Consider the following 25,598-nt stretch of genomic DNA (forward strand, 5'->3'; position numbering starts at 1 on the left):
AGGTGGAGCCGCCTTTAGGCAGCTCCACCGCCGCGGCGGGTACAGACGTTCACTCGTGGGCGCTGATCACACCGCCGGCGCTGAGCACGATGGAGCTGCCGTTGGCGTCGAGCCCGGCGTCCTTCTTGTTCGCGTCGATCGTGGCGGCCTCGCCCTCGAAGCCGTAGATCTTCGCCCGGTAGTGGAGTTCGCCAACCTTCGTGACCTTGGCCTTCCAGCCGCCCGCGAGCTTGAACGTGCCCGGTCCCTGGTGTTCGCCGCCCATCCAGGAGCGGACCTCGCCGCCCGCCGTGAGCACGACGTACATGCCGTTGGCGTCGAGACCGGCGTCGCCTTCCTTCGCCTCGATCGTGGCCAGGTCGGCACCGTCGTTGACGATCTTGAGGCGGTAGTGCTGGTCGCCGAGCTTGTAGATCTTGGCCGTGCTGCCGTCCACCAGCTTCTGGGTGCGGGACGGCGATGTCGCTGTGCCTGCCTTGGTATCGATCTTGGCATCGGAGCCCTGCGTCCCGGTGGAGGAGGACTCGGCGGCGGCCGCGGGCTTCGGGTCGGCGATGTCCGAGCCGGAGCAGGCGGTCAGGCTGAGTCCGGCGGCGGCGATCAGGGCCGCGGCGGCAACGCGCAGGGTGCGGCGACGAGCGGTGCGGGCAGTGGTGTTGGAGCTCATTGCGGGTTCCCCCCGGGGGCAGTCGGTGTCGTTGTCTCCTCGGTACGACAACCACTCTGGTCGGGGCCGCTACCGCAAAGCTGCCGCCCCGCTAACCTCCGGCTAACGCTTCAGCTCCCTTCGAGCTCCGACGGCCTGACACATACCCCTGGGCCGTGGCAGGCTCGCGGGGTGCCCCGCTACGACCCATACGTCGAGGAACTGCTCGGCTTCCTGCTGACGCGGGTGGACGAGGGGGGTTTCGGGCTGCTGGTCGCGCATGAGCCACGGCGGAAGTCGGCCGCGTATTTCGAAGGGGGCGGCGGGCGCGCGGAGACGCGTGGGGTGTGGTTCACCGGCTGTGCCGCGTGTTCGCGGATTCCGCCGTACACGCTGTTCATGGGCCATGGCGGCGTCAACGTCCCCGAGTGGCCCTGCGTGCCCGTCCGGGAGCTGGCGCTGCGGTTCGTCGGTGATCCGGACTACTGCGAGGGCTGGCGGCCCGAGGCCGCTCGCTTCGCGTCCGGGCGGTTCATCGACGAGACCTACGGTCTCTGACGCGAAATAATGCAAGCACGCTTGATTGTTTTGTGGCGCGCTGCCACGCTCACTCCCGACGCTTCGCACCGCCGCATCACGACCGGGAGTCCCGCGTGTCCGATACGGAAGCTCTGCTCGGTGAACTGCGTGCCGAGGGCGAGGAGTTGGACGGCCTGGTGGCCGGGCTGGCCGACGCGGCGTGGACCGCTCCGACGCCCGCGGACGGGTGGACCATCGCGCATCAGATCGCCCACCTCGCCTGGACCGACGCACGGGCGGTGCAGGCGGCGGAGGATCCCGAGGGGTTCGCCGACGAGGTGCGGAAGGCGTTTGCCGCGCCGGAGCGTTTCGTGGACGAGGGGGCGGAGCACGGCGCGGCCGATCCGCCCGCCGTGCTGCTGCGGCGGTGGCGGGAGGGGCGGGAGCGGCTGGCGCGGGTGTTCGCCGCGCAGCCGCCGGGCGCCCGGCTGCCGTGGTACGGGCCGCCGATGAGCGTCATGTCGATGGTGACGGCGCGGCTGATGGAGACCTGGGCGCACGGCCAGGACGTGGCCGACGCGCTGGGCGTGCGCCGCACCCCCACCGCCCGGCTGCGGCATGTGGCCCGCATCGGCGTACGGGCCCGGGGCTACGCGTACGCGGCGCGCGGGCTGGAGCCGCCCGCCGAGGAGTTCCGGGTCGAACTCACCGCGCCGGATGGTGGAGTGTGGACGTACGGTCCCGAGGGCGCGGCCCAGCGCGTCACCGGCCCGGCGCTCGACTTCTGCCTCCTGGTCACGCAGCGCGCCCACCGCGACGACCTGGCCGTACGGGCGGAAGGGCCCGACGCGGACCACTGGCTGAACATCGCCCAGGCGTTCGCGGGCCCGCCGGGCGCGGGGCGGAAGCCGGGCGGGGGTGCCGCGTGACCACGACGGGACGCGACACGCCGGGGCCCCTCCGCATCGGCAACGCCTCCGGCTTCTACGGCGACCGCTTCCACGCGCTGCGCGAGATGTTGACCGACGGGCCGCTCGATGTCCTGACCGGGGACTATCTCGCCGAGTTGACCATGCTGATCCTCGGCCGGGACCGGGCCAAGGACTCGTCCCGCGGCTACGCCACCACCTTCCTCCGCCAGTTGGAGGACACCCTCGGGCTCGCCGTCGAGCGCGGCGTGCGGATCGTCACCAACGCGGGCGGGCTGAACCCGGCCGGGTTGGCCGACGCCGTCCGTGCGCTCGCCGGGCGGCTCGGGATACCGGTGCGCGTCGCGTACGTGGAGGGCGACGATCTGCTCGGGGCGCGCGACTGGGGCCCGGGCGTGGTCAGCGCCAACGCGTACCTCGGGGGCGGCGGGATCGCGGAATGCCTGCGCGGCGGGGCGGACATCGTGGTCACCGGGCGGGTCACCGACGCCGCGCTCGTCACCGGGCCCGCAGCCGCGCACTTCGGGTGGGCGGCGGACGACTGGGACGCGCTGGCCGGGGCCGTGGTCGCCGGGCATGTACTGGAGTGCGGGACGCAGGCGACCGGCGGCAACTACGCGTTCTTCGAGGAGATCGGCGACGTACGCCGCCCCGGGTTTCCGCTCGCCGAGATCCACCCGGACGGGTCGGCCGTCATCACCAAGCACCCCGGCACCGGCGGCGCCGTCACCGTCGGCACGGTCACCGCGCAGCTGCTGTACGAGACGGCGGGCGCCCGTTACGCCGGGCCCGACGTCACGGCCCGGCTGGACTCCGTACGGCTCACCGAGGACGGCCCCGACCGGGTGCGGATCCATGGCGTACGGGGCGAGGCGCCGCCGCCGACCCTGAAGGCCGGGCTGACCCGGCTCGGGGGCCACCGCAACGAGGTGGTGTTCGTCCTCACCGGGCTCGGCATCGACGCCAAGGCCGCCCTCGTACGCGACCAGATGGAGGCCGCGCTCGCCAAGCGCCGCCCCGCCGAGGTCCGCTGGACGCTGGCCCGCACCGATCACGCCGACGCGGCCGTGCAGGAGGAAGCCAGCGCCCTGCTGCGGCTCGTCGTCCGCGACCGCGACGCCGAGACCGTGGGGCGGGCGGTCAGCGGCGCGGCCGTGGAGCTGGCCCTCGCCAGCTACCCCGGGTTCCACGTCACCGCCCCGCCCGGGAAGGGCACCCCGTACGGGGTGTTCGAGGCGGCGTACGTCCCGGCCGACAGCGTTCCGCACATCGCCGTCCTGCCGGACGGCACCCGGACCGCGATCCCCCCGGCCCCGCACACGCAGCCCCTCACGCCCGCCGACGAACCCCCGCTGCCCCCACGGCTCGAAGGCCCCACGCGCCGCGCCCCGCTCGGCGCGGTCGCCGGGGCCCGCAGCGGCGACAAGGGCGGGAGCGCGAACGTCGGCGTCTGGGTGCGTACCGAGGATGCCTGGCGATGGCTGGTCCACACCCTCACCACCGACCGGCTCCGCGAACTCCTCCCGGAGACCGCCGGGCTGACCGTCACCCGCCACCAACTCCCGCGGCTGCGCGCCCTCAACTTCACTATCGACGGCCTGCTCGGCGAGGGCGTCGCCGCGCAGTCCCGCTTCGACCCGCAGGCCAAGGCCGTCGGCGAATGGCTGCGCTCGCGCCACCTCGACATACCGGAGGTACTGCTGTGACCGTGCTCGCGTCCGCGCTCGACCCCGCAGGCGCCGACTACACGGCCCACCGCGAGGCGATGCTCGCCAAGCTCACCGAGCTGGAGGCCGAACACGCCAAGGCCCTCGCGGGCGGCGGCGAGAAGTATGTCGAGCGCCACCGCAAGCGCGGCAAGCTGCTCGTCAGGGAGCGCATCGAACTTCTCCTGGACCCCGATACGCCCTTTCTGGAGCTGTCCCCGCTGGCCGCCTGGGGCAGCGACTACCCGGTCGGCGCCTCCGTCGTCACCGGCATCGGGGTGATCTCCGGCGTCGAGTGCCTGATCAGCGCCAACGACCCCACCGTGCGGGGCGGCGCCAGCAATCCGTGGACGCTGAAGAAGTCACTGCGCGCCCATGAGATCGCGCGGGCGAACCGGCTCCCGGTCGTGAGCCTGGTCGAGTCCGGCGGTGCCGATCTCCCCTCCCAGAAGGAGATCTTCATCCCCGGCGGGGCCATGTTCCGCGACCTCACGCGCCTGTCCGCCGACGGAATCCCGACCATCGCCGTGGTCTTCGGTAACTCCACCGCCGGAGGCGCGTACATCCCGGGGATGTCCGACCACGTGATCATGGTCAAGGAGCGGTCCAAGGTCTTCCTCGGCGGTCCGCCGCTGGTCAAGATGGCCACCGGCGAGGAGAGCGACGACGAATCCCTCGGCGGCGCCGACATGCACGCCCGCACCTCCGGACTCGCCGACTACTTCGCCACCGACGAGCCCGACGCCCTCCACCAGGCGCGCCGCGTCGTCGCCCGCCTCAACTGGCGCAAGGCGCACGCCGATCCGGGTCCGGCCGAGCCGCCCAAGTACAGCGCGGACGAACTCCTCGGCATCGTCCCCGGCGACCTCAAGGTCCCCTTCGACCCGCGCGAGGTCATCGCCCGCATTGTCGACGGCTCCGACTTCGACGAGTTCAAGCCGCTGTACGGGACGAGCCTCGCCACCGGCTGGGCCACTCTCCACGGCTATCCCGTCGGGGTCCTCGCCAACGCGCAGGGGGTGCTCTTCAGCGAGGAGTCGCAGAAGGCCGCGCAGTTCATCCAGCTCGCCAACCAGCGCGACATCCCGCTCCTCTTCCTCCACAACACCACCGGTTACATGGTCGGCCGCGCCTACGAACAGGGCGGGATCATCAAGCACGGCGCCATGATGATCAATGCGGTCTCCAACTCGCGCGTCCCCCACCTCTCCGTCCTCATCGGCGCCTCCTACGGCGCCGGGCACTACGGCATGTGCGGCCGCGCCTACGACCCCCGCTTCCTCTTCGCGTGGCCCAGCGCCAAGTCCGCCGTCATGGGCCCGCAGCAGCTCGCCGGGGTGCTGTCGATCGTCGCCCGCCAGTCCGCCGCCGCCAAGGGGCAGCCGTACGACGAGGACGGCGACGCCGCCCTGCGCGCCATGGTCGAGCAGCAGATCGAGTCCGAGTCGCTGCCGCTGTTCCTCTCCGGGCGGCTGTACGACGACGGCGTCATCGACCCGCGCGACACCCGCACCGTCCTCGGCCTCTGCCTCTCCGCCCTCCACACCGCGCCCGTCGAGGGCGCGCGCGGTGGCTTCGGCGTCTTCCGGATGTGAGGAAAAACCCCGCCGTGATGCACGTGATGCCTGTGATGCCTGTGATCCGATCCGTCCTCATCGCCAACCGCGGCGAGATCGCCCGCCGCGTCATCCGCAGCTGCCGCGAACTCGGCATCGCCACGGTCGCCGTCCACTCCGACGCGGACGCCGACGCCCCGCACGTCCGGGAGGCCGACACCGCCGTACGGCTGCCGGGCGACGCCCCCGCCGATACGTATCTGCGCGGCGACCTGCTGACCAAGGCCGCCCTGGCGGCGGGCGCCGACGCCGTCCACCCCGGCTACGGCTTCCTCTCCGAGGACGCCGCCTTCGCCCAGGCGGTGTGCGACGCGGGGCTGCTGTGGGTCGGGCCGCCGCCCGCCGCGATGCAGGCCATGGCCTCCAAGACCCGCGCCAAGCGGCTCCTGCGCGACGCGGGCGTCCCCCTCCTCGACTCCCTCGACCCCGCCGAGGTCACCGCCGAGGACCTGCCCGTCCTCATCAAGGCGGCGGCGGGCGGCGGCGGCCGCGGCATGCGCGTCGTCCGCGAGACGGCCGCGCTGCCCGCCGAACTGACCTCGGCGCGCGCGGAGGCGGCATCCGCCTTCGGGGACGGCGAGGTGTTCGTCGAGCCGTACGTGGAGGGCGCCCGCCACGTCGAGGTGCAGGTGCTGGCCGACACCCACGGCACGGTGTGGTCTCTCGGCACCCGCGACTGCTCGCTCCAGCGCCGCCATCAGAAGGTCGTCGAAGAGGCCCCGGCCCCGGGGCTCGCCGACGAGCTGCGCCGCCTGCTGGAGGAGTCGGCGGTGAACGCGGCCCGGGCCATCGGGTACGAGGGCGCGGGCACCGTCGAGTTCCTGGTCTCGTCGGCGGGCCGGGCGTACTTCCTGGAGATGAACACCCGCCTCCAGGTCGAGCACCCGGTGACGGAGGAGGTGTACGGGCTGGACCTGGTGGCCCTCCAGCTACGGGTGGCCGAGGGGCAGCCCCTGGCCCCCGAACCCCCGTCCCCGCGCGGCCACGCGGTCGAGGCGCGGCTGTACGCGGAGGACCCGGGCCGGGGGTGGCAGCCGCAGGCGGGCGTGATGCACCGGCTGTCGGTGACCGGACCGCGCGTGGACTCCGGGATCGCGGACGGGGATCTGATCGGCGTCCACTACGACCCCCTGCTGGCCAAGGTCATCGCCTGGGCGCCCACCCGCGCCGAGGCGCTGCGGCGGCTGGCCCACGGGCTGGAGCACGCCCGGATCCACGGCCCGGCCACCAACCGGGACCTGCTGGTACGGGCCCTGCGGCACCCGGAGTTCGAGGCCGGACGGATGGACACCGGCTTCCTCGAACGGCACCTCGACGCACTCACCGAAGACACCGCAGAGGGCATCGCGCTGGCCGCCCTCGCCGCAGCACTGGCCGACGCGTCAGATCGGCCGGCGACCGTGGCGGGGCGTCTCGGGGGCTGGCGGAACGTACCGTCCCAGCCGCACCTCAAGACGTACCGCGCACCGGACGGCACCGAGCACGAGGTCCGCTACCGGCTCACCCGCGACGGCCTCGTCACGGAGGGCTTCCCGGATCTCCGGCTGATTCAGGCGACCCCGGCCCACGTCGTCCTCGAAGTCGAGGGAATTCGGCGGAAGTTCGACGTTTCGATCCATGACGACCGCATATATATCGACTCGCCCCTCGGATCGCACACCCTCGTCCCCCTGTCCCGCTTCCCCGACCCCACCGCCCGCACCGCGCCGGGCTCCCTGCTGGCCCCCATGCCCGGCACGGTGGTGCGGATCGCCGACGTCGCCGAGGGCGACCACGTGGCGGCGGGCCAGCCGCTGCTGTGGCTGGAGGCGATGAAGATGGAGCACCGTGTCGTCTCGCCCACCGCCGGGGTGCTCACCGCGCTGCACGCCGCCGAGGGCCGTCAGGTCGAGGTCGGGGCGCTGCTCGCGGTCGTCGCGGCGGAGGAGCCCGCATAGCCCGACCCACCCCGTACAGCGCCCCGCAACCCCGTACAACGGACGGAGCCGCACATGACCACCCAGGCGCAGGCGCACACCCCCGTCGACACCCCGGAGCAGGCCGACCTCCGCACCGCCGTGGCGGCCTTCGGCAGGGACAACCACGACACCGCCACCCGCGACCTGTGGGCCAGGGCGGGCAAGCTCGGCTATCTCGGCGTCAACCTCCCCGAGGCGTACGGCGGCGGCGGTGGCGGCATAGCCGAACTGTCCATCGTGCTGGAGGAGCTGGGCGCGGCGGGCTGTCCGCTGCTGATGCTCGTCGTGTCGCCCGCCATCTGCGGCACGGTGATCGCCCGGTACGGCACACAGGCGCAGAAGTCCCGCTGGCTGCCGGGCCTGGCGGACGGCAGCGTGACGATGGCGTTCGGCATCACGGAGCCGGACGCCGGATCGAACTCGCACCGGATCACCACCACGGCCCGCCGCGACGGCGCGGAGTGGGTGTTGACCGGCCGCAAGGTCTTCATCTCGGGGGTGGACATCGCCGACGCGACCCTGATCGTGGGGCGCACGGAGGACGCGCGGACGGGCAAGCTCAAGCCCTGCCTGTTCATCGTCCCGCGCGATACCCCCGGCTTCTCGTACCGCCACATCCCCATGGAGCTGGCCGCGAACGAGAAGCAGTTCGAGGTCGTGCTCGATGAGGTGCGGCTGCCCGCGGACGCGCTCGTCGGCGACGAGGACGCGGGGCTGGCGCAGCTGTTCGCGGGGCTGAACCCGGAGCGCGTCATGACGGCGGCGTTCGCGCTGGGGATGGGCCGTCACGCGCTGGCGAAGGCGGTGGACTACGCGCGTACCCGCCACGTGTGGAGGGAGCCGATCGGCGCGCATCAGGCCATCGCGCACCCCCTCGCCCAGGCGCACATCGAAGTGGAGCTGGCCCGGCTGATGATGGCGAAGGCGGCGTATCTGTACGACGCGGGGCAGGACGCGGCCGCGGGGGAGGCGGCCAACATGGCGAAGTACGCGGCCGGGGAGGCGGCAGTGAAGGCGGTGGACCAGGCGGTGCACACCCTCGGCGGGAACGGCCTCACGGAGGAGTACGGGCTTGCGAAGCTGATCACGGCGGCGCGGGTGGCGCGGATCGCGCCGGTCAGCCGGGAGATGATCCTCAACTTCGTGTCGCACCAGACGCTGGGACTGCCGAAGTCGTACTGACGCTCGTACCCACAGTCGTACGGACCGGGCGAGCGGGGCAGAACGGACGGGAAGGCAACAGGCAGGCACAGTGACCCGAGGGGAGCGGCCATGGTGTTGCGCAGCGAGTTTCCCGATGTCCCGCCCGTCGATCTGCCCATTCACGACGCGGTGCTGGGCCGCGCGGCGAAGGAGTTCGGGGACCGTACGGCGCTGATCGACGGGGTGACGGGGGAGAGCGTCGGCTACGCGGCGCTGGATCACGCGTCGCGCCGGATCGCCGCGGAGCTGGCGGCGGCGGGGGTGCACAAGGGCGAGGTGGTGGCGCTGCACAGCCCCAACTCGCTGATGTATCCGATGGCGTTCTACGGGGCGACGCGCACGGGCGCGGCGGTGACGACGGTGCACCCGCTGGCGACGGCGGAGGAGCTGGCCCAGCAGCTGCGGGACGCGGCGGCGACCTGGATCGTGACGGTGTCGCCGCTGCTGGGGGTGGCGCGGCAGGCGGCGGAGCGGGCGGGCGGGGTGCGGGAGATCTTCGTATGCGACGAGGCGGGCGGGCACCGTTCGCTGCGGGACATGCTGGCGGGCACGGCGCCGGAGCCGGTGGTGGACATCGACCCGGCGGAGGACGTGGCGGTGCTGCCGTACTCGTCGGGGACGACGGGCAGCCCGAAGGGCGTGATGCTGACGCATCGCAGCGTGGCGACCAATCTGGCGCAGGTGGAGGCGCTGGTGCCGACGCGGCCGGGGGAACGGGTGCTCGCGGTGCTGCCGTTCTTCCATGTGTACGGCCTGACGGCGCTCATGAACGCCCCGCTGCGGGCCGGGAGCACGGTGATCGTGCTGCCGCGCTTCGATCTGGATCAGTTCCTGACCGCGATCGAGCGGTACGAGGCGCAGGCGCTGTACGTGGCGCCGCCGATCGTGCTGGCGCTCGCCAAGCATCCGGCGGTGGCCGAGCACGACCTGTCGTCGGTGCGGTACGTGCTGAGCGCGGCGGCGCCGCTGGACGCGCGGCTGGCGGAGGCGTGCGCGCGGCGGCTGGGCGTGCCGCCGCTGTTGCAGGCGTTCGGGATGACGGAGCTGTCCCCGGGCTGCCATCTGGTGCCGAGGGAAGCGGAGGGCGTTCCGCCGGGGTCGGTGGGGAAGCTGCTGCCGAGCACGGAGATGCGCATCGTGGGGCTGGCGGACGGCCGGGATCTGAGGGCGGGGGAGGACGGGGAGATCCTGATCCGGGGCCCGCAGGTGATGAAGGGCTATCTGGGGCGGCCCGCGGACACGGCGGCCATGGTCGACGCGGACGGCTGGCTGCACACGGGCGATGTCGGCCATGTGGACGCGGACGGCTGGCTGTTCGTGGTGGACCGGCTGAAGGAGCTGATCAAGTACAAGGGCTACCAGGTCGCCCCGGCCGATCTGGAGGCCGTGCTGATCGCGCACGAGGCCGTCACCGACGCCGCCGTGATCGGCGTGACGGACGGGGACGGCAACGAGATCCCGAAGGCGTACGTGGTGCGCGGGCCGGGTGCCCGGATCTCGGCGGAGGAGCTGATCCGTTACGTTGCCGGGCAGGTGGCCCCGTACAAGAAGGTGCGGCGCGTCGAGTTCACGGACACCGTGCCGCGCTCGGCCGCCGGGAAGATCCTGCGGCGCGAACTGCGCGCCAGGGAAAGGAGTTCGACCAGCCCATGACCGAAGCCCCCATGACCGAGCCGGAAGTTCCACTGGTGCGCTCCTCCGACGACCGGGGCATCCGGGTGCTCACGCTCGACTCGCCGCACAACCGCAACGCGCTCTCCGCCCGCCTGGTCGCCGAGCTGCGCGCCGGGCTGGCGGCGGCCGGGGCGGATCCGGAGGTGCGGGCGGTGCTGCTGACGCACACCGGCAACACGTTCTGCGCGGGCGCGGATCTGCGCGAACCCCCGGCCGCGTCGGGCGCGCTGGGGCTGGTCGAGCTGTTGCGCGCGATCGTGGAGCTGCCCAAGCCGGTGGTCGCGCGGGTCACCGGGCATGTGCGGGCCGGTGGGCTGGGGCTGCTGGGGGCGTGCGACATCTCGGCGGCGGGGCGGGGCGCGAGCTTCGCGTTCACCGAGGCGCGGCTCGGCCTGGCCCCGGCGGTGATATCGATGCCGCTGCTGCCCCGGCTGGACGCCCGCGCGGCGGCCCGTTACTACCTCACGGGCGAGCGGTTCGACGCTCTTGAAGCCGCCCGGATCGGCCTGGTGACGGTGGCGGACCCGGCGGGGGACACGGGCGCGGCGCTGGCTCCGGTGCTGGAGGGGCTGCGGCGCGGCTCCCCGCAGGGCCTGGCCGAGTCCAAGCGGCTGGTGACGGCCGAGGTGCGGCGGGCGTTCGACCGGGACGGGGAGGGGCTGGCCGAGCTGTCGGCGCGGCTGTTCGCGTCGGCGGAGGCGCGGGAGGGGATGACGGCGTTCCGGGAGCGGCGGGATCCGGTGTGGTCGGCGGAGGCCGGTCAGTGAGTCCTGATACGCGGCCGCGTACGTCCCAGCCCAAGCAGGACCGCAGCCGCGCGACCCGGCAGCGGCTGCTGGAGGCCGCCGTGGCGTGCCTCGCCGAGCACGGCTGGGCGGGGTCGACGGTCTCGGTGGTCGCGGAGCGGGCCGGGGTGTCCCGGGGCGCGGCCCAGCATCACTTCCCGACCCGGGAGGATCTGTTCACCGCCGCGGTCGAGCACGTCTCGGAGCAGCGTTCGGCGGAGCTGCGCGCCCTCGCCCCGGCGGGCGAGGGCACGGCCCGTACGCACGCGGTCGTCACCGAACTGGTCGACCTGTACACCGGCCCGCTGTTCCGGGCCGCGCTCCAGCTGTGGGTCGCGGCGTCGTACGAACCCCAGCTGGGCGCCCGGGTCACCGTCCTGGAGGCCCGTATCGGCCGCGAGACCCACCGCATGGCGGTGGACCTGCTGGGCGCGGACGAGAGCGTCCCGGGGGTCCGGGAGGCCATTCAGGGGTTCCTCGACATGGGCCGCGGCCTGGGCCTGGCCAATCTGCTGACGGACGACAGCGCCCGCCGGGAGCGGGTGGTGGCGCAGTGGTCGCGCATCCTGGACGAGGCGCTGGACGCGGCGCGGTAGGCGAGCGCCGGTGGGCAGGGCGCGGTGGGCAAGGGGCCGCGGGCGGGGAGCGCCCCGCCCGCGGCCCGCCGTACCGCTACCCCGAGATGTCCCCGTAGCCGTCGATCTCCTGCGGGCCGCGGGTGCCAGGACCGACGTACCGCGCGGAGGGGCGCACGAGGCGGCCCGTCCGCTTCTGCTCCAGGATGTGCGCGCTCCACCCCGCGGTCCGCGCGCACGTGAACATGGAGGTGAACATGGGCGCCGGGACCTCCGCGAAGTCCAGCGTGATCGCCGCCCAGAACTCGACGTTGGTGGCCAGCACCCGGTCCGGCCGCCGGTTGTGCAGCTCGTCCAGGGCGGCCCGCTCCAGCGCCTCCGCGACCTCGTAGCGCGGCGCCCCCAGCTCCTTGGCGGTGCGCCGCAGCACCCGCGCCCGCGGGTCCTCGGCGCGGTAGACCCGGTGGCCGAAGCCCATCAGCCGCTCGCCCCGGTCGAGCGCCTTCTTGACGTACGCGGTGGCGTCCCCGGTGCGCTCGATCTCCTCGATCATGCCGAGCACCCGCGAGGGCGCGCCCCCGTGCAGCGGCCCTGACATGGCCCCGACTGCGCCGGAGAGCGCGGCGGCGACGTCGGCGCCGGTGGAGGCGATGACGCGGGCGGTGAAGGTGGAGGCGTTCATGCCGTGCTCGGCCGCCGAGGTCCAGTACGCGTCGACGGCGGCGACGTGCTTGGGGTCGGGCTCGCCGCGCCAGCGGCGCATGAAGCGCTCCACGATGGTCTCGGCCTTGTCGATCTCCCGCTGCGGCACCATCGGGCGGCTCTGCCCGCGCGCCGACTGGGCGACGTACGACAGCGCCATGACGGCCGCGCGGGCGAGGTCGTCGCGGGCCTGGGCCTCGTCGATGTCGAGGAGCGGTTTGAGGCCCCAGACGGGCGCGAGCATGGCCAGCGCGGACTGGACGTCGACCCGGACGTCGCCGGAGTGCACCGGGATGGGGAAGGGCTCGGCGGCGGGCAGCCCGGGGTTGAAGGCGCCGTCGACCAGCAGGCCCCAGACGTTCCCGAAGGACACATGGCCCACCAGGTCCTCGATGTCGACGCCGCGGTAGCGGAGCGCGCCGCCTTCCTTGTCGGGTTCGGCGATCTCCGTCTCGAACGCGACGACTCCCTCGAGTCCGGGTACGAAGTCGGACATCGGGCGGCTCCTCATGATGTGGGCGACGGGTGGGGTGCGGCTGGTGCGGGTGTGCGGGCTGGTGCGGGGATACGGCCGGTGCGGAGAGAGCTGGTGCGGATGAAACGTCAGAGGGGCGGAGAACGGTGCCATCGGGGGTCGTCCGGCCCCGGGACGGCTCCGCGGCCGACGGCTCGCGGTCCGTACCGGATACCCGGTGGTGTGCCCCGTGCGCGCGGTGGTCACCCGGCGCGGCCGAAAACCGGCGCAGGGCATCGCACTGACAGGCGCATGTTCGGCCACGGCGCGGTGGACGCGCCAGTCACGGGGGCGCGTGAGAAGTGGCACACCGCCTGTGTGGCGGGGGAGGGTTACGGATCCCCGACGCGGGGGAGGGAAGAAATCGCTCTTTCGGGGTAACCCGTGCGGTGGACCGGTGATGTTGCAAGATATGCGCGTGCCTCACGTTGACCCGGAGCCCCCGGCTTCCCCCTCGGCTTACTCCGCGCGCACGTACGACCCGGCCGCCATGCGCGAGCACTACCGCGCGGCGGGCATCGACGAGGCGGGCCTCGGGGGCACCCCGTTCCAGCAGTTCACGCGGTGGTTCGAGGAGGCGGTGGGCAGCGGTCTTTACGAGCCGAACGCGATGGTCGTCTCCACGGCGGACGCGGCCGGGCGCCCCAGCTCCCGTACGGTCCTGATGAAGAGCTTCGACGAGCGCGGCTTCGTGTTCTACACCAACTACGGGTCGCGCAAGGGCCGCGAACTGGCCGGGAACCCGCATGTCTCGCTGCTCTTCCCCTGGCACCCGATCGCCCGCCAGGTGATCGTCACGGGCGTCGCGGACCGCACCGGGCGGGACGAGACGGCCGCGTACTTCCGGACCCGCCCGCACGGCTCGCAGCTGGGCGCCTGGGCCAGCGCGCAGTCCTCGGTGGTCGGCGGGCGGGAGGAGCTGGACCGTTCGTACGCGGAGCTGGCGGACCGCTATCCGCCGGGGGAGCAGGTGCCGGTGCCGCCGGAGTGGGGCGGGTTCCGGGTGGTGCCGGAGGCGGTGGAGTTCTGGCAGGGCCGGGAGAACCGGCTGCACGACCGGCTGCGCTATGTGCGGACGCCCGGCGGGGACGGCTGGCGGATCGAGCGCCTGTCGCCGTGAGGCGTGTGGGACGCCCGGCGCGGGGCGCGCACAGCCCTCGGAAGCCTCGGCACACGGCCGGAGACGCAGACGACCCGCGGGTCTGTCCCCTGGCGCCGGTGAGGGCGCCTGGGGGCCGGTCGGACGTACCGGCAACCCGCGGGCCGGGTGACTGCTTGGGATTGGCCGGCTGCGCACATCCCTCGTGCGCCGGTCCGGCGAATGCGCTGAGCGCGACGACGGACTGCTAGCCCGCAGTCACCTCACGCGTCCGGATTTGATACATCTGCCGAACCACCTCCCTTCTCGTGTGCTCACCACCTTAGGAACGCGCTCGGGCCGCACACAAGCAAATTTCCGGGAGGCAACGATTTCGCCGAATCCGGTGTGGCGCGCGTCACGTTCGAGTTCAATGTTCCGACGTGCACCATCACAGGCAGCCACGTCCACCACGTCCCGCAGGGGGTGTCCGGTGACCGCTCCGCAGCGCTCCGAACCCGCGCGTCCCGCGCATCCCGTCCCGGCCCAGCCGACGGCCGCGCCCGTGCCCGCGACCGGCCCGGGCCGGGACGACTCCGACCTGCTCGCCGCGCTCCTCGACGGCATGGACGCCGCGCTGTGCGCGTTCGACGCCGACGGCACCGTCACCCACTGGAACCGCGAGGCCGAGCGCATCCTCGGCTGGTCCACGGCCGAGGCCGTGGGGCGCGAGGGGCTGGCGGGGTGGGCGGTCCGTACGGAGGACGCCCGGGACGTCGAGGCGCGGCTGATGGAGGTGCTGGACGCCCCCGGCCGCCGGGTGCACGAGTTCGCCCTGCTGACCAAGGAGGGCGGCCGGGTCCTGGTCCGTACCCAGTCGTCCGCGGTGCCGGGCGCGGACGGCCGCCCGGCGGGGGTGTACTGCGCGTTCAGCGAGGTGCACGCGCAGCTGGACCTGGAGCGGTCGATCGCGCTGAGCGAAGCGCTGCTGGACGACGCGTCCTGGTGCGTCGTCCTCGTCGACGCCGACCTGCGGGTGGCGGTCCTCAACGGGAACGCGGCGGACGCCCTGCGCACGGGCCGCGCGGCCGCGCTCGGGCGGCCGCTGGGCGAGTTCCTCGACCAGGGCGTCGAGGACGCCGAGAACGCCTTCCAGCACGTCCTCGCCGAGGGCGCGCCCCCGGCCCCCACCGAACTGTGGGTGACGCTGCGCAGGCCGGCCGAGGAGCCCCCGGAGGGCGGGCCCGCGGCGCGCCGCTGCTGGCGCAGCGGCTTCCTGCGGCTGGCCTCGCCGCTCACCGAGGAGCCGGTGCCGCTCGGGGTGGCCTGGATCTTCCAGGACGTGACGGAGCCGAAGGAGCGCGAGCAGGAGAGCGCGCGGCTGCGCTTCCGCGGCAATCAGCTGCACCGGGCGGCCCGGGCGGCGGCCGAGTGCGAGGACCCGATGGAGGCGGCCGCGGTCCACCTGGACTTCGCCCTCGCGGGCTTCGCCGACCACGCCCTGATCGATCTGGTGCTGGACCGTCCGGAGACGGTGCCGCCGGGTGCGCCCCCGCCGGGCGCGCTGTCGCCCGGCGGGGGCGAGCGGATCCGTCTCGTCCGGGCGGCGGCCACGCCGTGCGGCACCGCGGGCCCGTGCTCCCCGATCGCCCCGGGCGGCATCCCGGTGGCCTACCTGGAGGGCCATCCGGCGCTCCAGGCGGCCGAGCGCTGCGGTTCGGTGCGGGCGAGCGCGTCGCGTACGGACGAGGCGGCGGCGGCGCGGTGGGCGGCGGCCCGCAAATGGCCGGAGGGCTCGGTGTACGCCCTGTGCGCGGTCCTGCGCAGCCGCGGCCGAACCCTGGGCGTCCTGACCTTCCTCCGGGGCGGCCCGGCCCGCCGCCCCTTCGACCGCCCGGACACGGCGTACGCGGAGGATGTGGCGGCCCGGGTCGCGGCCGCGGTGGACCTGGCCCACGGCCGGTAGGCGGGCGGCGCCCCTACCGCCGGTAGTAGGCGGGCGGCGCCCCTACCGCCGGTAGAAGATCCGGTCGCCGTACTCCGTCATCACCTGGCGGTTCCACTCGTGGCCGCCGTCCACGTTGCCCGACCGCAGCAGGGGCGGCCGTACGCCGCGGGCGACCAGCTCCGCCACCCCCGCCGCCACCACGGCCTGCATCAGCGCGCTCGTCACCACGGTCGACGCGGGGCCGAACGGCGCCCCGACGCCCTCCGCCGTGATCTCCGCGTCGCCGACCGCGATCTTGCTGTCGAGGACCAGATCGCAGTGGTCCTTGAGGAAGCTCCCCGACGTGTTGCGGGACGTGGTCTCCGCCGCGTATGCCACGGACGTCACGCCGACCACCGTCACCCCGCGATCCCGCGCGCCGGTCGCCATCTCCACCGGCAGCGTGTTCCGCCCGGACAGCGAGATGATGAACAGCAGGTCGCCGGAGCGCAGCGGACCCGTCTCCAGGACGGCCGTGGCGAGCCCCTCGACCTTCTCCAGCGCGCTGCCCAGGGTGGCGGGCATGACGTCCACGCCGACCACCCCCGGCACCGGGAGCAGATTCATCAGGGCCAGCCCGCCCGCGCGGTAGACCACGTCCTGGGCGGGCAGGGAGGAGTGGCCCGCACCGAAGACGAAGATCCGCCCGCCGCCGGTGACCGTGTCGGCGATCAGGCCGCCCGCCGCGGCGATGCGCTCGGCCTCCTCGTCCCGCACCTTGTGCAACAGCGCGATGGCGGCGTCGAAAAAGCGCCCTGCCGGGTTGCTCTGGCTCATCGCCGAGGCCCTTCGTGTCGGTGTTAACTTGGGTCCACATCCCCGTGGCGCGGATCACGTTGCGTTGTGGATCATGAAGCTGTCAATACCACCTCTCCCCAGCGCTACGGCAGTGGCCGATCCGGCTCTCTTGTCGGTGGGATGCGTCAGAATTGGGTTCAGGGCCACCGCACGACACATCAAGGGGCACGCATGTCCGGACTGATCGACACCACGGAGATGTATCTCCGCACCATCCTCGAACTCGAGGAGGAGGGCGTAGTCCCCATGCGCGCCCGGATCGCGGAGCGGCTCGATCAGAGCGGCCCGACCGTCAGCCAGACGGTCGCGCGCATGGAGCGCGACGGGCTGGTGACGGTCGCGGGCGACCGTCACCTTGAGCTGACGGAGGAGGGCCGTCGGCTGGCCACGCGCGTGATGCGCAAGCACCGGCTCGCCGAATGCCTGCTCGTCGACGTGATCGGCCTGGAGTGGGAGCAGGTCCACGCGGAGGCGTGCCGCTGGGAGCACGTGATGAGCGAGGCGGTGGAGCGCCGGGTGCTGGAGCTGCTGCGCCACCCCACCGAGTCGCCGTACGGGAACCCGATCCCCGGTCTGGACGAGCTGGGCGAGAAGGGCGAGGCCGACCCGTTCCTGGACGACAGCATGGTGAGCCTGCGCGAGCTGGCGCCCGGCACCGAGGGCAAGACGGTGGTCGTGCGCCGGATCGGCGAGCCGATCCAGATGGACGCCCAGCTGATGTACACGCTGCGCAGGGCCGGGGTCCAGCCGGGCTCGGTGGTGAGCGTGACGGAGTCCCCGGGCGGTGTCCTGGTCGGCAGCAGCGGCGAGGCCGCCGAGCTGGAGGCGGACATCGCCTCCCACGTCTTCGTAGCCAAGCGCTAGCCAAGCGCTGGCCCCGGCGGCCCCGCCCGCCTGCCCACCCGCCCGCGCCGCCCGTCCCGCCTGCGGTGACGGTTTTCGGCTGCGCCGGAGTTCGGGGAAATCGAGCGGGCGGGGGCGACCCGTGCAACCCTGTCGCTGACGCATATGCACAAGCGTGCTCGCGGTCAGGGGAGGGGGCTCCTATGGGCCCGGCGGGCGGCAGCGATGCCGAGCGGGCGTTCGAACGCGAGGGCCCCGGTGCCATGAGGCGCCGGGGCCCTGCTTCCCCATGTCCCCCCGAAGGGCCCCGGGCCGTACGGGCCGCGCGAACGCGGCCGTTACGACCCGGGGCCGTAGCGACCCGGAGCCCCGAGCTCCCAGGGTCATCCCCCGCGGACTTCCTTCCCCGAGCAGTCCGCCTCCCGCTAGCTGTCTCCCCTCGGCGGAGGCGGCCAATCCTTGAGCGTGGTCACTCGAATGAGGGGTGTTGCCCGGCACTTGCGGTGCGTTCGAATACAAGTTCGATACTGTGGGGCGGACGGGGTTGGTCGGGAGAGGGATGGAGGTGCCAGACGACATGGTGCGACGCATCGACGTGACCGGAGCCGGCGGTGTGCGGCTCGCGGCCTGGGAGTTCACGGACCCGCCCAAGGCCGGAGGCCGCGCGGGAGCGCGCGGCGGCCCCGGAGTGCTGCTGCTCCACGGGCTGATGGGCCGCGCCGCGCACTGGGCGGAGACCGCCCGCTGGCTCGCCACCCGGCACCGGGCCGTCGCCCTCGACCAGCGCGGCCACGGCCGCAGCGAGAAGCCCGCCGAAGGGCCGTTCGACCGCGGCACGTATGTGGACGACGCCGAGGCGGCCGTCGAGCAGCTCGGAATGGGCCCGGTCGCCCTCATCGGCCACTCCATGGGCGCCCTGACGGCATGGCAGCTCGCCGCCCGCCGCCCCGACCTGGTCCGGGCCCTGGTCATCTGCGACATGCGGGCCTCGGCGCTCGGCGGTGCCTCGCAGCGCGAATGGAGCGACTGGTTCCGGTCCTGGCCGGTGCCCTTCGCGACCCTGTCGGACGTCCGCAAGTGGTTCGGCGAGGACGATCCGCTGCTGGAGCGTCCGAACGCCGCCCGGGGCGACTTCTTCACCGAGGTCATGGCCGAGCGTTCGGACGGCTGGCGCCCGGTCTTCTCCCGTCGCCAGATGCTCAAGGCCCGTGCGGCCTGGGCCCATGACGCGCACTGGGAGGAGCTGGCCCTCGTGGAGTGCCCCACCCTGGTCGTCCGCGGCCTGGACGGCGAGCTGGGCCGCGCCGAGGCCCAGGAGATGGTCCGCGTACTCCCCCGCGGGGAGTACGCGGAGGTGGCCGACGCGGGTCACCTGGTCCACTACGACCAGCCGGACGGCTGGCGTCGCGCGGTGGAGCCGTTCCTCGCCGCGACCCTCCCCGCGCAGCCCGGACCGGTGTAGTCCGGACCGGTGTAGTCCGGACCCGCGCAGGCCGGGGCCGGTGCGGTCCGGAGGATCAGCGGCGCGCGGGGAACTTCCAGACGAACGGCTTGCCGCCGATCTCGGTCCAGGCGATCTCCAGGCGCTTCGTGTCCGCCGGGATGAGGAAGGTGCCGCAGAGGGTGTAGCTCTGGCCGTCCTTCCAGTTCTTGATGGCGTCCGAGTCGGCGCACCCCTTCGGCGCGTCACCGCCGATGACCTTCGCGCCGCGCCGCCCGTCGGCGTAGACGTCCGCGTAGTCGCCGACCCGCGGCCATTCCTTGACGACGTCTCCGGCCATATGCCGGTACGTCACATAACCGGTCGCGGGGACCTTGCCCTTGGCGTCTTTCGGGTCGGAGACCAGGTCCTTGGCGTCGGCGGCCGTACCGACGTCGATCCGCTGGGCGGTGATCGAGTAAAACGGCTTGACGCCGGTGTCCTCCTTGAACGCCCGGGACGCGGACTGCCCCGGTTTCAGCACGGACTTCGCGGCCGCACTCGCACCGCGCTTGCCGTTGTTGTGCGCGCTGAAGCGGGAATGCTGCTTGTGCTTATGGGATGAGGACGAATGGCTCTTTTTCCCGTGAGATCCGCAGGCGGTGGCAGCCAGGGCCAGTACGGCAACGGGCGTAGCGACGCGCAGCCACGTTGTCTTCTTCAGCAAGTCGATCTCCCCTGCGTGATCCTTCTCTGATCGATGATCCTAGGGGCTGGAATTCCGCATCCGGGTCGTCAACTGTGTGCGTACTGTGACCACCTGAGTGTGAGTCTGTGGAAGATGGCCGGATCCGGGCGCGCCGCGGCGCGGAGGAAGCCATTCCCATCCGGAATTCAACCCTCGCGGCCTCAAGGGCGTCTACCAGTACGGTGCTTGCGGATTGGCTGCTGCTACGCTCGGCCACACGCAATCACGCATTACCACCAAGATGTAAAGAAATCACTGATCTCGGGGGGAGATCGCGTGAAGCTTAAACACCAAGCCTCGATGGTCGTGCTCTCGGCGGTGCTCATGCTGGGCGGCTCGATCGCGATGGCACCCACGGCATCCGCCGTGGGCTCTTCGGCGTGCCGGTTCAATTCGCCGGACGTCAATTTCAAGGTCGCGACGAGTGGCGCCAGATTCCGTACCGGGCCGGGAAAGAGGTACCGCGCGATTGGGACGCTGTATCGGGGGGATTCCTTCCGGTACTTCTGCCGCACCGGCGGTCTGGGCGGATTCATGAAGAGCTGGTCCTACGGAAAGATCCTCAAGCGGACCACCTCGGGCATCAAGCCCGGCACCAGGGGCTGGGTCTACAGCAAGTACCTGGACTAGCCGCCGACCACGTGCGGATACGTTCCGGCAGCGACGTTCCAGCAGCGACGTTTCACCAGGGGGAAACGGCGCGGGAGCGGGACCTGACCAGTCCCGCTCCCGCGCCGTACGCATCAGCCCGATGCGGGCCTCAGCCCTTGCTCACCGCCGCCAGGATCTCCGGCAGCCGCTTCGCCGTCCGCGGTGCGGCCAGCCGCAGCCCGGCCTCCGCGATCCCCGCGCCGTACGCCACGCCCAGCGGCAGCAGCACCCACAGCAGGTCGTGCGCCCCGCTGGTGTGCAGCCAGATCGTCAGGCCCAGCAGCGGTGAACACAGCACGGCGCCCGCGATCATGCCGCCGAAGAGGCCCATCCAGGCGAGCCCGCCCTGCCCCGGCGCCACGTTCTTGGCGCTGTCCTGCGGGATGGAGTACGGGAGCAGCGCCGACGCCAGCGCGCCGGTCGCCATCAACCCGCCGAGCAGGCCGAACGCGAGCCCGAGCGCCTCGGGGACGGCGGGCAGGTCGTGCATGAAGAGGGCCGAGCCCACCACCGCCAGGAGCACGTACGGCAATCCGACCAGCCCCACCGCGAACGCCCGCCCGCGCAGCTCCTCGTAGGCGTCACGCGGGGAGGCGATGGTCTGCGCGACCATCCAGAAGGCGGAGGAGTCCTGCCCGAACTGGTTGTACATCTGCATGCCCAGCATCCCGGTGGCCCAGCACGCCCAGTAGATGCTGCCGTTGCCCTGGATGGAGGTGATGATGGGCAGCAGCAGTCCGACGCCCAGCGAGCTGACCCAGCTGGCCTTGGACTTGGGGTCCCGCACCGCGTACCGCAGGGTGCGCAGCATGACCGTGCCGCTGCGCCCTGCCGGAACCAGCCGCCCGAACGGGCCGCGCGCGTCGGCGGACGAGCCCGCACCCGCGGCGCCCCGGCGGGGCTTCTCCTGCTGGATCGTGGAGCTGTCCGGCGTGGTCATCAGGTGCGTCAGGCTGCGCGCCCACCACCACATCAGCAGCGCCAGCGCCACCGCGCTCAGGGCGAACTGGGCGGCGGCGAGCCCGTACGCGCCCTCGCTCACGCCCTGGACGGCGTCGATCGCCGACGCGGGCGGCACCCAGCGCAGGACGTCCGCGGCGGGCCGCAGCGCGCCGAGCCCGCCCTCGCCGGACAGCTTCTGCACGCCCACGTTCACGAACTGCGCGCCGATCGCCACGAACAGACCGCTCAGCAGCGCCAGATCGCGGCCCTTGCGGCTGCTCAGCAGCCGCGTGTTGGCGGTCGCGACGGCCCGCGCCAGCGCCACGCACGTCAGCACGGTCAGCACGCCCGCCAGGACGGAGGCCCCCGCGGCTGCCGCCCCGTGCGCGATGGCGATCAGCGAACCGAGCACCAGGGTCAGCGTGAACAGCGGGCCGGTGCCGATCAGTGAGGACACCAGCAGCGCGCTGATCAGCGGCCGGGGCCGCAGCGGCAGCATCACCAGCCGGGTGGGGTCCAGGGTCTCGTCCCCGCTGGGGAAGAAGAGCGGCATCACCGCCCAGCCGAGCGCGAGGACCGCCGTGAGCACGGTGACCAGCGCGTCCGCGCCGTCGTTGCCGCGCAGCAGCACCAGGCCGAGCAGCTGGAGGGCGGCGAAGAGGAGGGTGAGGACGAGCGAGGTGATGTACGCGGCGCGGCGGCCCGCGGACTGCCGCAGCCCGTTGCGCATCAGCGACAGCTTCAGCTGGACGAAGACGGGCAGCAGCGAGCCGGTGGGGGCCGCCGGGGGAGCGGGCGCCGCGGTGTCGAGCGGGCCCTTGGCGTCGAGCGGACCGGTGAGCGTCATCGGGCGCCGCCGCCGAGCCAGTCGAGGTTGTCCCCGGAACCCTGGTCGCGGGCGCCCACCAGCTCCAGGAAGGCGTCCTGCAGGGACGGCGCGTCTCCCCGTACGTCCGCCAGCGCACCCTGCGCCCGGATCTTGCCGCGCGCCATCACCGCGACCCAGTCGCACAGCGACTCCACCAGCTCCATCACATGGCTGGAGAAGACGACTGTCGCGCCGGAGCGGGTGTAGCGCTCCAGCACGCCGCGGATGGTCTGCGCGGAGACCGGGTCGACGCCCTCGAAGGGCTCGTCGAGAAAGAGGACTTCCGGGTTGTGGAGGAGCGCGGCGGCCAGGCCGATCTTCTTCCGCATACCGGTCGAGTAGTCCACGACCAGCTTGTTCTGCGCACCGGCCAGGTCCAGGACGTCCAGCAGCTGGGTCGCGCGCTTGTCGACCTCGTCGCCGGGCAGTCCGCGCAGCCGCCCGGTGTACGCGAGGAGTTCGCGCCCCGAGAGCCGCTCGAACAGCCGCAGCCCCTCGGGCAGCACGCCGATCCGCGCCTTGACCTCGGCCGGGTCCTGCCAGACGTCGTGGCCACCGATCTCGACCGTGCCGGAGTCGGGGCGCAGCAGCCCGGTGATCATCGAGAGGGTCGTGGTCTTGCCCGCGCCGTTGGGGCCGACGAGCCCGATGAACTGCCCGGCGGGCAGCTCAAGGTCGATTCCCTGGACCGCGATCTGCTCCCCGAACCGCTTCCACAGACCCCGCACCTGCACGGACGGCCGCTGTTGTGCGGCGGCGGGCCCGGCCGCTGCCTCGGCGGGTGCGGGTACGTCTGGCTCTGCGTGTGCGTCCGGCACTGGAATCCCCGTCTCCCGACATCAGGCTGGTCCGGGGACCGGTCATGTGTTCCTGTCCCCGTCCGCGTCCACGATACGGGGGGCCACCGACGGCGCCCAGGCGTGTCAGGCGCGCCTGGGCGCGTCGGCACCGTGGGGGGACCGGGTCTCGCGGCCCCGGGTCTCCCGTCCGCACGCGTAGGCGAGCGTGCTCACCAGCTCCTCGGCGTCCGGCAGCCAGCGGTTGGCGGCGGTCGGCCGACGGGCCCACTGGGTCGGGCCGTGCCGTCCGACCCGGGTCGGGGGCGCGACCACGTAGTCCCCGTCGCCGCGGGCGGCCAGGTCGACCGAGGAGGGCGGCCAGCCCAGGTTCCGCAGCAGGTCCGGGATCTTCGCGGCGGCGCCGGGGAGCACGAAGAAGAGCATTCTGCGGTCCGGGGTGGAAGTGACCGGGCCGAGGTCGACGTTGCGGCGCTCCATCCGGGCCAGCGCCAGGCAGCCCGCCGACTCCGGTACGTCCAGGGCGTCGAAGGTACGGCCGGTCGGCAGCAGGATCGACGCGCCGGGGGCGCGGCCCCACATCCGCCGGACCACGACCGGGCTGCCGGTCGCCTGGTTCACCCAGTCCGGCGCGGTCGGATGGGCGCCGGGGGCCGGGCAGTCGGCCTGTCCGCAGGAGCAGCGCTGGAGGCCCTTCACGGTGTCCAGCCAGGCCCCGGCGAGCACGTCCCAGTGGCGTTCCTCGGCGTAGCGCACGGCGGCATCGAGCAGCCGTTCCCCGCGCTGCTTCGGAATATGTGGTGTTCCTGTCACGTCCATGGTCTCTTCCACGACAACACAACTTCCGCCGTCAACAAGGGTTACGGCCGGGACCCCGCACGGGCGCGGGGACGGCATACCGGGGCGCATGGGTGCATGACCGGGGGCGCGTATGGGGTTCCGGCTGCGTAAGCGGGTAGCCACCTTGAGTAACAGGCGTACGAGGGCGTTTTGGCGCGGCCGTACGCACGTACGTGAACCAAGCGGTCTATGTGGTCAATACGGGCAAGTTCCGCATTCGCCGTATACCCGCGATATTCGCGGGGAACTGATCAACAGGGACGGCATCCGCCGAGAACGCACAGCAGTCACTGGGGGTAAAACCATGGCCGCTAGGCCGCTTGTGGCGCGACAGCCGAACGAACGGCTGCAAGCGCTGATTCAGGAAGCCGCGTGCTCCAATGCCGGTTTGGCCCGCAGGGTCAACATGTGCGGTGCCGAGCACGGTCTCGATCTGCGCTACGACAAGACATCGGTCGCCCGGTGGCTGCGCGGACAGCAGCCCCGGGGCCGCGCCCCGGGCATCATCGCCGAGGCGCTGGGCCGCAAGCTCGGGCGTACGGTCACGATCGACGAGATCGGCATGGCCAACGGCAAGAACCTGGCGTCGGGCGTGGGACTGCAGTTCTCGCCGACCGTCCTCGGCGCGATAGAGCAGGTCTGCGAGTTGTGGCGCAGCGACGTCGGCCGCCGGGACTTCCTGACCGGCTCGACGGTCGCCGCCTCGGCACTCGTCGAGCCCAGCCGCGACTGGCTGATCACCGGTGCGGACGCGCAGGTCGCGCGCACCGCGGGGGCCCGGGTCGGCCGCTCCGACGTCGCCGCGGTGCGGGCCACCACGGACGCGCTGGTCGAGCTGGACCACCGGTACGGCAGCGGCCATGTGCGCCCGGTCGTCGTCCACTACCTCAACAGCGTGGTCTCCGGGCTGCTCGCCGGGTCCTACCGGGAGTCGGTCGGGCGCGAACTGTTCGCGGCGGTCGCCCGCTTGACGGAGCTGGCCGGGTACATGGCGATCGACACCGGTCAGTCCGGGCTCGCCCAGCGCTACTACATCCAGGCGCTGCGGCTCGCGCAGGCCGCCGGGGACCGGGGTTACGGCGGATACGTGCTGGCCGCCAGCATGAGCCATCTCGCCGCCCAGCTGGGCAACCCCCGGGAGATCGCGCAGCTGGCCAAGGCCGCGCAGGAAGGCTCGCGCGGCCAGGTGCCGCCGCGCGCCGAGTCGATGTTCCTGGCCGCCGAGGCACGCGGGCACGCGCTGATGGGGGACGCCACGGCCTGCCAGCACGCGGCCGGGCGCGCCCTGGACGCGCTGGAGCGGGCGGTGGGCAGCGGCGGTCCTTCCGGGGACGAGCCGCCGTGGATCCAGCACTTCGACCACGCCTATCTGGCCGACGAACTGGCCCACTGCCACCGCGACCTGGGCCAGGCCGAGCCCGCCCGGCGGCGTGCCGAAGAGGCCCTGGCGGGCCATCCGGAGGGGCGGGTGCGGCGCCGCGCCATCGGGCTGCTGCTGCTGGCCACGGCGCATGTCCAGGGCCGCGAGGTGGAGCAGGCGTGCCAGGTCGGCGGTCAGGCGGTGGATCTGCTCCAGACGCTGCGCTCCAACCGGGGCGCGGAGTATCTGGACGACTTCCAGCAGCGGTTGGAGCCGTACCGGGACGAGCCGGTGGTACGGGAGTTCGGGGCGAGGCTGGAGGTGCAGGCGGCCTGAGCCCCGGCCGCGGGTCCCTCCGCGGCGCCGCGGAGGGGCCTTCGAGGGGCCGTCGCCGGGCCTATGCGGGGCCTTTGCCGGGCCTTCGCGGGGCCTTTGCCGG

Annotated in this window: 22 protein-coding genes; 15 read left to right on the plus strand and 7 right to left on the minus strand. The window is 72.9% G+C overall.

The window, feature by feature from the left end:
• Nucleotides 1–49: 49 nt before the first annotated feature.
• Nucleotides 50–667, minus strand: coding sequence for a hypothetical protein (locus ACZ59A_RS22605; protein WP_470961046.1), 618 nt, complete (start codon nt 665–667; stop codon nt 50–52).
• A gap of 171 nt (nt 668–838) precedes the next feature.
• Here ACZ59A_RS22605 and ACZ59A_RS22610 point away from each other — a divergent pair, with 171 nt between their 5' ends.
• The 9 genes from ACZ59A_RS22610 to ACZ59A_RS22650 all read left to right on the plus strand — a co-directional run bounded on the left by ACZ59A_RS22610 (nt 839) and on the right by ACZ59A_RS22650 (nt 11,632).
• Entirely contained in the window at nt 839–1,204 is a 366-nt protein-coding gene (locus ACZ59A_RS22610; protein ID WP_470961048.1) for a hypothetical protein, read from the plus strand.
• A 95-nt stretch (nt 1,205–1,299) separates the two neighbouring features.
• Nucleotides 1,300–2,094 (plus strand): TIGR03084 family metal-binding protein, encoded by a 795-nt coding sequence (locus ACZ59A_RS22615; protein ID WP_470961050.1) that lies wholly within the window; start codon nt 1,300–1,302, stop codon nt 2,092–2,094.
• Nucleotides 2,091–3,800, plus strand: coding sequence for an acyclic terpene utilization AtuA family protein (locus ACZ59A_RS22620; protein WP_470961052.1), 1,710 nt, complete (start codon nt 2,091–2,093; stop codon nt 3,798–3,800). Before ACZ59A_RS22615 ends, ACZ59A_RS22620 begins: the two co-directional genes overlap by 4 nt.
• A complete protein-coding gene (locus ACZ59A_RS22625; RefSeq protein WP_470961054.1) occupies nt 3,797–5,395 on the plus strand; it encodes an acyl-CoA carboxylase subunit beta in 1,599 nt (532 codons plus the stop codon). Before ACZ59A_RS22620 ends, ACZ59A_RS22625 begins: the two co-directional genes overlap by 4 nt.
• 35 nt (nt 5,396–5,430) lie before the next feature.
• Nucleotides 5,431–7,353, plus strand: coding sequence for an acetyl/propionyl/methylcrotonyl-CoA carboxylase subunit alpha (locus tag ACZ59A_RS22630; protein ID WP_470961056.1), 1,923 nt, complete (start codon nt 5,431–5,433; stop codon nt 7,351–7,353).
• Between the two features lie 54 nt (nt 7,354–7,407).
• Nucleotides 7,408–8,556: an acyl-CoA dehydrogenase family protein gene (locus ACZ59A_RS22635; RefSeq protein ID WP_470961058.1), complete on the plus strand. Its 1,149-nt coding sequence runs from the start codon at nt 7,408–7,410 to the stop codon at nt 8,554–8,556.
• Nucleotides 8,557–8,646: 90 nt separating this feature from the next.
• Entirely contained in the window at nt 8,647–10,230 is a 1,584-nt protein-coding gene (locus ACZ59A_RS22640; RefSeq protein ID WP_470961060.1) for an AMP-binding protein, read from the plus strand.
• Entirely contained in the window at nt 10,227–11,018 is a 792-nt protein-coding gene (locus ACZ59A_RS22645; RefSeq protein WP_470961062.1) for an enoyl-CoA hydratase family protein, read from the plus strand. Before ACZ59A_RS22640 ends, ACZ59A_RS22645 begins: the two co-directional genes overlap by 4 nt.
• Nucleotides 11,015–11,632: a TetR/AcrR family transcriptional regulator gene (locus ACZ59A_RS22650; protein ID WP_470961064.1), complete on the plus strand. Its 618-nt coding sequence runs from the start codon at nt 11,015–11,017 to the stop codon at nt 11,630–11,632. The genes ACZ59A_RS22645 and ACZ59A_RS22650 overlap by 4 nt, the downstream gene beginning before the upstream one ends.
• Before the next feature lie 76 nt (nt 11,633–11,708).
• Here the strand turns inward: ACZ59A_RS22650 and ACZ59A_RS22655 are convergent, their stop codons facing one another.
• Nucleotides 11,709–12,809 carry a citrate synthase 2 gene (locus ACZ59A_RS22655; protein WP_470961066.1) on the minus strand — a complete coding sequence of 367 codons (1,101 nt, stop codon included), beginning with the start codon at nt 12,807–12,809 and terminating at the stop codon, nt 11,709–11,711.
• 508 nt (nt 12,810–13,317) lie between these two features.
• Here ACZ59A_RS22655 and pdxH point away from each other — a divergent pair.
• Both pdxH and ACZ59A_RS22665 read left to right on the plus strand, forming a co-directional pair.
• Nucleotides 13,318–13,947: a pyridoxamine 5'-phosphate oxidase gene (gene pdxH / locus ACZ59A_RS22660; RefSeq protein WP_470961793.1), complete on the plus strand. Its 630-nt coding sequence runs from the start codon at nt 13,318–13,320 to the stop codon at nt 13,945–13,947.
• A 451-nt stretch (nt 13,948–14,398) separates the two neighbouring features.
• Entirely contained in the window at nt 14,399–15,871 is a 1,473-nt protein-coding gene (locus tag ACZ59A_RS22665) for a PAS domain-containing protein (RefSeq protein WP_470961068.1), read from the plus strand.
• Between the two features lie 42 nt (nt 15,872–15,913).
• Here the strand turns inward: ACZ59A_RS22665 and ACZ59A_RS22670 are convergent, their stop codons facing one another.
• Nucleotides 15,914–16,669, minus strand: a complete 756-nt coding sequence (locus ACZ59A_RS22670; protein WP_470961070.1) for an SIS domain-containing protein — start codon at nt 16,667–16,669, stop codon at nt 15,914–15,916.
• Nucleotides 16,670–16,861: 192 nt separating this feature from the next.
• Between ACZ59A_RS22670 and ACZ59A_RS22675 the strand changes: the two genes are divergently transcribed.
• Both ACZ59A_RS22675 and ACZ59A_RS22680 read left to right on the plus strand, forming a co-directional pair.
• Entirely contained in the window at nt 16,862–17,554 is a 693-nt protein-coding gene (locus ACZ59A_RS22675) for a metal-dependent transcriptional regulator (protein WP_063729711.1), read from the plus strand.
• A gap of 556 nt (nt 17,555–18,110) precedes the next feature.
• Entirely contained in the window at nt 18,111–18,995 is an 885-nt protein-coding gene (locus ACZ59A_RS22680; protein WP_470961072.1) for an alpha/beta fold hydrolase, read from the plus strand.
• A gap of 55 nt (nt 18,996–19,050) precedes the next feature.
• Here ACZ59A_RS22680 and ACZ59A_RS22685 read toward each other — a convergent pair whose 3' ends face one another.
• Nucleotides 19,051–19,680, minus strand: a complete 630-nt coding sequence (locus tag ACZ59A_RS22685) for a hypothetical protein (protein ID WP_470961074.1) — start codon at nt 19,678–19,680, stop codon at nt 19,051–19,053.
• A 297-nt stretch (nt 19,681–19,977) separates the two neighbouring features.
• On the opposite strand from ACZ59A_RS22685, the gene ACZ59A_RS22690 reads away from it, so the two are divergent.
• A complete protein-coding gene (locus ACZ59A_RS22690) occupies nt 19,978–20,331 on the plus strand; it encodes an SH3 domain-containing protein (protein WP_470961076.1) in 354 nt (117 codons plus the stop codon).
• 130 nt (nt 20,332–20,461) lie between these two features.
• On the opposite strand, the gene ACZ59A_RS22695 is transcribed toward ACZ59A_RS22690, so the two are convergent.
• From ACZ59A_RS22695 to ACZ59A_RS22705, 3 genes are all read right to left on the minus strand, one after another.
• A complete protein-coding gene (locus ACZ59A_RS22695; RefSeq protein WP_470961078.1) occupies nt 20,462–22,141 on the minus strand; it encodes a transporter in 1,680 nt (559 codons plus the stop codon).
• A complete protein-coding gene (locus ACZ59A_RS22700; protein WP_470961080.1) occupies nt 22,138–22,980 on the minus strand; it encodes an ABC transporter ATP-binding protein in 843 nt (280 codons plus the stop codon). The genes ACZ59A_RS22695 and ACZ59A_RS22700 overlap by 4 nt, the downstream gene beginning before the upstream one ends.
• 105 nt (nt 22,981–23,085) lie before the next feature.
• Nucleotides 23,086–23,778: a bifunctional DNA primase/polymerase gene (locus ACZ59A_RS22705; protein WP_468049521.1), complete on the minus strand. Its 693-nt coding sequence runs from the start codon at nt 23,776–23,778 to the stop codon at nt 23,086–23,088.
• 325 nt (nt 23,779–24,103) lie between these two features.
• Between ACZ59A_RS22705 and ACZ59A_RS22710 the strand changes: the two genes are divergently transcribed.
• Nucleotides 24,104–25,495 carry a transcriptional regulator gene (locus ACZ59A_RS22710; protein ID WP_470961082.1) on the plus strand — a complete coding sequence of 464 codons (1,392 nt, stop codon included), beginning with the start codon at nt 24,104–24,106 and terminating at the stop codon, nt 25,493–25,495.
• Nucleotides 25,496–25,598 lie beyond the last annotated feature (103 nt).

It is taken from the genome of Streptomyces sp. NPDC040405, assembly GCF_055595765.1.